This window comes from Shewanella sp. S1-49-MNA-CIBAN-0167 (assembly GCF_040310145.1).
GTDB classification, from domain to species: domain Bacteria; phylum Pseudomonadota; class Gammaproteobacteria; order Enterobacterales; family Shewanellaceae; genus Shewanella; species Shewanella psychromarinicola.
The window spans coordinates 1-265 of the sequence record NZ_JBEOPO010000308.1 but is presented as its reverse complement, the minus strand read 5'-3'; the positions used below and the strand labels follow the sequence as shown (position 1 = coordinate 265).

1 pseudogene is annotated in these 265 nt (G+C 43.4%); it reads right to left on the bottom strand.

Going from position 1 to position 265, the window contains the following annotated elements:
* Positions 1–32 precede the first annotated feature (32 nt).
* A pseudogene (locus AAEZ00_RS21420) lies at positions 33–265 on the bottom strand (dihydroxy-acid dehydratase domain-containing protein); the annotation flags it as partial.

The window sequence follows — 265 nt, the reverse complement described above, 5'->3', positions numbered from 1 at the left end:
GGCTCAATCATATTACCGACTTCCTTTTATTTTTAATATAATTCATCAATAGCGTTAGTACTGCGAGCACCTGTTTCAGGGCTGCTTAAACTACGTCGAAGCGCGCCAAACAATTCACGGCCCATGCCATAACTTGAATGATGCAAATCCACTTTACCTGCAGTTCGACTTGCAAGTGTTTTCTCGTCTACAAACAGGGTTAATTCACCCGTTGTCGCATCAACACGAATCACATCGCCGTTTTCAACTTTGGCAATCAGACCAC